The organism is Lactobacillus sp. ESL0260 (genome assembly GCF_003692935.1).
Classification (GTDB): domain Bacteria; phylum Bacillota; class Bacilli; order Lactobacillales; family Lactobacillaceae; genus Lactobacillus; species Lactobacillus melliventris.
This window is the reverse complement of the sequence record NZ_REHO01000015.1, coordinates 1-6,147: the sequence shown is the minus strand read 5'-3', so window position 1 is coordinate 6,147 and position 6,147 is coordinate 1. Positions and strand designations below refer to the sequence as shown.

Genomic DNA, 6,147 nt, shown 5'->3' with positions numbered 1-6,147 from the left:
TGCAGCAAAAAAATGTTTGTGAATTTGAAGCCGTATAGCAAAAGGGAAGACTGATTTAACAGCCTTCCCTTTTTTCGTTACCTGGTAATTTCACAATTAGACCAATTGCTTCATACCAGCTTATTTGCTACTTTTCATTAAAAAAATACCGATCAATCATTTTGCACAGTACGTGCGCAATTACTGGTAAAACTACCATAGTGATTGCCAAACTGGCATTTGTTGTTAGCATAGCTCTTGCCACCTTCCGAAACTTGACTCAGAGTAGCTAATCCTTTTTGGCTTTGCTGCAAACTTTTTACTTAAAACCAAAATCGGCTATAATGTAAATAGATGTTAGCAAAACTCTATCGTTAAGAATATGGGACTAGCTATCTCATATCCATTATTAGGTGTTAAACGGATCAGGTTTAACGCCTTTTTTAATGCTAAGGGAAAATTTCCCCTGCTATATATTAATATAGCACGAGCATTTAAAATGCGACCAAACAGAAAAAAGCATGAAACTCTCTAACATTCATGCTTTTTTAATTCGCCTGATTTAGCCCCTATTAGCCCCTGTGAGCCGTTTTTTCGCCCTCGGGTATACTTACACCTGATTTTCTATCAAATGGATGACTTCCTGGCGATAAGCTGTGTGATTTACCTGCTAAATTCACTTCTCTTTTTGCTCAAAAATGACTGCCCCCAATTTTTTAAAAGTAGACAAAATCATTCCTCAACTATTTCACCTACTTTTATTTTTTACCCCCCCGCTCTCCATTACATTCAAAGCGAGCCTGGTATTCAATAAAACCAAAATACGGTTTTTGATACGATCTTTACCCTTAGGAGAATGTTGCTCTATCAAGGTTTATGACAATCCCATTTTGGGACTATCAGATCCCTTTCACAAACCCAGATGGAGTTTTTAGCTCTACACCAGTATTCACAACACACCCACAATGGGATATTTCGCAAAAAAAGTGCTAGCAGGCAGCCGCTGTTAGAAAACGCTTGGCACCGCCAAGCTATCACCTTACGTTAAGTAAGTGATAGCAGTTTCCCTTATGCTCTTTCCTAAAAGTTTGTGAAGTTCCAACATACAAATAAAAAAACAACTTTTTCCAAGCAAATAAACGGCCACAAAAAACCAGGTCAGTCTCTCACAAGCAAAACTAAAACACTACTCAACACCCTAACCTTCAACTAAACCATGAAAGACTGCTGAGCCAAAATCTACTACACCAGTTGCTCTACCTAAACCTAAAACAAAGTCAGCTGAATAAACTAAACTGCCAAATACTGCTCCTGGCAGTGGGCACACTGGCCCCATAAGGTAACTAACATAACCGCAAAGCGGTTAGTTAGGTAATTTCCCCTTGCAATAAGGAGAAGAAACTATCTAACTAACCGCTTTGTCGATCGTTGGTTACTAATCTGGTCACAAAGGACCAGCATACATTTAAGCTAAAAAACGCCCTGCACAGTAGCCGAGCCGTTGTTTTTTGTCGCTCCAAAATATGATCTGAAGGTCTGGGCAACGCCATATGCTAACCCCAGCCAATAGTACCTCGTACTATGTTCTGTCCTTGCTACTGCCGTATGTTCCACTGCTGCCTGCTCGCCTTACGCATGAGTAATTCTGACCAGACAGTAGTCGTCTGTACCGCCCTGACCTGGTTCGCTTAACTGCTGGTCGTCACCGCCACTTGCCCCACTGCATTCGTTACGTGCTTTCGGAAATAGATTTATTACTTGAGATGGCTCTATTAAACCTGTCCCTTTTTTCAACTTTGTCCTGTTGGTTCGCTTGATAACGGAAAAGACCTCCGGGCTAATCTTTTAACTCGCAGGTCTTTTTAACTTCATCTCTTGAATTTTTAAGTATTTTTGTTATACTTAATTCAGTTGATGAAGCTAATCTTTAGACCGTGTCAAAGTGCTAGAAGATTAGTTTTTTTCATGCCCTGATACTTTGTTATTTACTAGGTATCAGGGTATTTTTATTTGCGTTAATAGATTAATATTAACATAAATTCATTGAATTCTTTCAAAAAATTTTAAATTAATAAATTTAAATGTTGAAAATTATTTTTATTGCCACCAATGTTTTTTAACCACTGGTTGCTCTAATAATCTTTTATTCTGTTCGTTAGTGGTCAAATTTAATTGCTGTTGCTGATCTAATAGCTTATGTAGTTCACTTATTTGTTGGTTAGATTTTTCAGCTAATTGTGCTATTTGCTTATCTTTACTTTGTCTTAAATTTTCTTTTTCAATAACAAGTTTTTGTATCTGTTGCTCTTTAATATTTATTTTTTCCGTTAATTGTTTAATTTGATTTTCAAGCTCATCTGTTCGACTGTTTAGGCTAGACAAAATAGTGTTAATCATTTTACTATCTATATGTTTAGCACTATTTGTATTATGCTTGACAGAAATTTCTGCGTAGTATTGTTTAATATTTTTAACTGCTTGATCATCGAAAATATACTGTCCTAAAGCACTCTTTTTAGGTTTTTTATTATCGTCTAGTTTTGCTATTATTTGGTATAGCCTTGCTCTACTTAAGCCTAACTCATTAACTAGCTCTTTGGCTGTAATATTACTCATGTGTTTGCTATCTCCTATTTACATTAATGTCTAGTATTTGTTAACCATTTGGCATTATATTAGCATTAAATAAATCGGAAAAAGTAAAAAAATGCAATTATTATCAGTATCATATCCACACATGAATTAAGCAAAAAAAGGAGTACACCACTTAATACTAATCCGTAAAAAATCATGGTGGTCAAAACTATCTTGAAAGTGTTATACTCTATTTAGCATATAACAAATAAAACATTGCCGTGCGTGGCAATGTTTTTAATACTATTGGTTATCACACGATAATTTACTTTCGTGTGTTTTTTTGTAGTAAATTAGTTCTTTTCCAAATAAAATTATATTTAAAAAAACCATGGTGGGCCAATTCTAAATGGATTTTTAGTCATCTTTTTAGTCATATTGATTTCTCCTTTCTAACGTTTTTTAATTATATTATTTTATAAAGTGTTGATTTTAAATTTTATCAGCACTCTAATCTGTAATTACCTGATGTCTGATTTTTCGTCGTTTCTTACAATAAATTAGTTCTTTTCCAAATAAAGTTAAATTTAAAAAAACCATGGTGGGCCAATTCTAAGTGGATTTTTAGTCATCTTTTTAGTCATATTGATTTCTCCTTTCTAACGTTTTTAATTATATTATTTTATAAAGTGTTGATTTTAAATTTTATCAGCACTCCATCTGTAATTACCTGATGTTTGATTTTTCGTCGTTTTTTTTCATCCTTGTTACTTAGCTGTGAATGATAACGACCCAACCAAAAGTTGATGTATTCATGTTTTTATCTCCTTTCTTCATTTTATTTCTAATTACTTGTTACTTAGCTGTGAATGATAACGACCCAACCAAAGGTTGATGTATTCATATTTTTATCTCCTTTCTTTATTTTATTTCCAATTACTTATTACTTAGCTGTGAATGATAACAACCCAACCAAAAGTTGATGTATTCATATTTTTATCTCCTTTCTTCATTTTATTTCCAATTACTTGTTACCTAGATGTGAATGATAACGATTCAGTCAAAAGTTGATGTACTTCATCTCCTTCTGTTTTAAACTTTGTAGCTTAAGTATATTTTCGATTTAACAGAAAATAATAAAAAAGTCGTATTTGAATTTTAAATATCAAATACGACTTTTTTTAATTTTTCCCATATTTATCTAGAATACCTTTCATGTCTTTGCTGTACTCCGGCATGCCTAACGAACTAATATGATCAATTGCCATTCGAGCTTTATTTAAATACTCATCCTTTCTTTCATAGTGATAATTCACTATATTTTTAAGTATAAAAATGCAGTTTTTATAAAAAAACAAGTTCGGTTTAGTACTAATTTGATCAGCTGCCTGAATAAAGAATTTTGTTTCTTTATATCTACCTTTCTCAATACACATAAATAACACGTTTATCTCTATTCCTAATATTGTTTCTTGAACATTCGAACTCCCAGAATGGCAAAATTGCGTGATCACTCGCCGACTTATTAACAAGTTGCTATCGAGATCATAAAATGGCATCAAGTTACAATACAAATCTAATTTATTTTCGTCAAAATTAGAAATATTAAAAATCTTTTCTTTCAACTTACTTCGTTCTTTTTCATCAAGATCTTCTACGTGATTACCAACTAAAGCTATAAGTGCATCTATAAATAGCAACTGATCTTCTTTATCAGCTATTTCGCTATTTGCAATGACATTTTTAATATCCTTAAGCTGATCCTTATCATTATGATAAAACGCTTCATTAATTGCCTCGCCAATATCTCTGTTTTCGTCATATTTTACCTTATCTTCTTGACTAAGCTTGCCAAAAAATTCCCACAATTTAATGTTATTAGCACGCAGTAATGCAATCAAATCCTCAGCTGTAATTCTATGCTGATCTTTTTCAACTTTTGAATAATATGATGTACTAATCGTATCACCAGCCCATTCTTTTTGAGTTTTCAAACTCTCAATTCGATATTGCTTTAGCAATTGTCCTATTGTCATTAGTGACCCTCCTTAATTTCTTTCGAATTTGGCGTTTAACATTCAAATACGACATTTTTGATATTCCTTATTATAACCACGTTATAACTTAATATATAAAATATTTAATTTAGGAGTTATAAAATTATGGACATTTTTATAAAGAACAAGGATTATAGAAAATTTACAATCGCCAGTTTTTTATCTGGTGCAGGCAATATTTTGTTTTACTTAGCACTTATTACTTATGCAAGTAAATTAAGAAATTACGCCTTGGCTATTTCATTGATTTCAATTTCAGAATCAGTACCTCAAATTTTTCAAGTTTTTAGTGGATATTTAGCTGATCGTACAAAAAACAAATTCAAGCTAATGGTTTGGTTAGCTGCTATACGCTTTGGACTCTATCTAATCGTCGGATTACTTTTCGCTAGTGGATTTGCTGGCTGGAACCTAGTTTTAACTGTTATTGGCATTAACTTAGTATCGGATATTGCTGGCTCATACTCTGGTGGCCTTCAAACGCCTCTAATTGTTAACATTGTCGGAAATGATGAAGTTGCTGAAGCTGAAGGATTTGTTAGTGGGATCAACGGTATTATCAATATGATTGCACAATTCATTGGTTCTGGTTTATTACTTTTCATGTCTTATTCCAGCTTAGCAATCTTCAATGCCTTAACATTTCTAGCGGCAGGTGCCCTTTTTGCCAGCGTCGGCCGTAATTATTACAAGACTCGTCCCCAAGAAGCAACTACTTCAGTTAATGAAAAAGGATTCTTTAAAACAATTGCTTTGTCATTCAAACAAGTAAAAAAAGCAAAGGGATTGTTATCAGTCGTTCTAGTAATTGCTTTATTAAATGGAGTTTTAGGATCAATTGAACCTTTAATTTCAATCGTAATCGCTGGTAATAAGTCCTCTATGGTCATTGGAACATACAGTTTTACGATTGCCCTAATAGGAGCTGTAATGACTGCTGGTATGGCACTTGGTAGCATTGTAGGCACAAAATTATTCAAGAACATGTCATTATTCACTATTGCAATTATTTCAACAGCTTTAAGTATCGCAGTTATTGGTACAATGCTCATTAAAAATATTTTCATTTGTCTGCCTATCATGGCAAGCCTTGCAATATTTATTGGTACGGCTAGTCCTAAATTAACACAGTGGCTTGTTGAAGCAGTCGACCAAAACATTTTGTCATCAACTATGGGAATGCTTAACACAATTTTAATAGTGACTGCGCCAGTTATGACAACTATTTTTACTACAATTACTGCTTCTTTCGGCATTACTATCGCATTAACACTATTATGTATAACTTGTTTAATTATTTTAGCAACAATAGTCGGGGTAGCCTATTCTACTAATAAAAATGCAGCCATTAATGAAGCATAACTATAAACAAATTTATTACATTTATCTGTCCTTAATTTATACCAAAGCAAAATAATTCCATATATACCAAAGCAACTTAACATAATGTACATTAAGCGAAGTTGCTACGAAACCTAGTGCTACAAGGTTTCAAACTGCAGCAAAAAAATGTTTGTGAATTTGAAGCCGTATAGCA

5 protein-coding genes are annotated in these 6,147 nt (G+C 33.2%); 1 reads left to right on the top strand and 4 read right to left on the bottom strand.

All coding sequences use genetic code 11. The features are described 5' to 3' along the window. Positions 1-1,177: 1,177 nt before the first annotated feature. From F5ESL0260_RS09555 to F5ESL0260_RS09260, 4 genes are all read right to left on the bottom strand, one after another. Positions 1,178-1,315: a hypothetical protein gene (locus F5ESL0260_RS09555; protein ID WP_158596034.1), complete on the bottom strand. Its 138-nt coding sequence runs from the start codon at positions 1,313-1,315 to the stop codon at positions 1,178-1,180. A 134-nt stretch (positions 1,316-1,449) separates the two neighbouring features. Continuing rightward, complete coding sequence (locus tag F5ESL0260_RS09475; protein ID WP_158593833.1) at positions 1,450-1,593, bottom strand: hypothetical protein; 144 nt, start codon at positions 1,591-1,593, stop codon at positions 1,450-1,452. A 483-nt stretch (positions 1,594-2,076) separates the two neighbouring features. Then, on the bottom strand, positions 2,077-2,595 hold the full coding sequence (locus F5ESL0260_RS09265) for a DUF536 domain-containing protein (RefSeq protein WP_110446864.1): 519 nt from the start codon (positions 2,593-2,595) through the stop codon (positions 2,077-2,079). 1,139 nt (positions 2,596-3,734) lie between these two features. After that, positions 3,735-4,589 carry a helix-turn-helix domain-containing protein gene (locus F5ESL0260_RS09260; RefSeq protein ID WP_110446863.1) on the bottom strand — a complete coding sequence of 285 codons (855 nt, stop codon included), beginning with the start codon at positions 4,587-4,589 and terminating at the stop codon, positions 3,735-3,737. Positions 4,590-4,715: 126 nt separating this feature from the next. Between F5ESL0260_RS09260 and F5ESL0260_RS09255 the strand changes: the two genes are divergently transcribed. Beyond that, positions 4,716-5,972: an MFS transporter gene (locus F5ESL0260_RS09255; protein ID WP_110446862.1), complete on the top strand. Its 1,257-nt coding sequence runs from the start codon at positions 4,716-4,718 to the stop codon at positions 5,970-5,972. The last annotated feature ends 175 nt before the right edge of the window (positions 5,973-6,147 follow it).